The 236-nt window shown below is 72.0% G+C and carries 1 protein-coding gene; it reads right to left on the bottom strand.

The window, feature by feature from the left end:
- On the bottom strand, positions 1-236 hold a 236-nt coding region (locus tag KVS71_RS18890), incomplete at both ends, for a MoxR family ATPase (protein WP_217585298.1).

Genomic DNA, 236 nt, shown 5'->3' with positions numbered 1-236 from the left:
CTCCCGGAAGGAGGTCGGGCGTGAACTGGATGCGGCGGCTGGTCCCGTTGACGGCCTGCGCGACCGCGCGGGCGGGGGCGGTCTTGCCGGTTCCCGGGTAGTCCTCCAGGAGGACGTGGCCTCCGCTGCCGGCGGTGGCGAGCACGAGCTCGTCCACGTGGCGCTTGCCGTGGATCGCCTGCTCGATGGTGCCGGTCAGGATCGAGAACGTCTCCGCGAACCAGGAGGCCTGCTCG

Source organism: Microbacterium sp. GbtcB4, assembly GCF_019091465.1.
GTDB lineage: Bacteria > Actinomycetota > Actinomycetes > Actinomycetales > Microbacteriaceae > Microbacterium > Microbacterium paraoxydans.
This window is presented reverse-complemented; position numbering and strand designations above follow the sequence as displayed.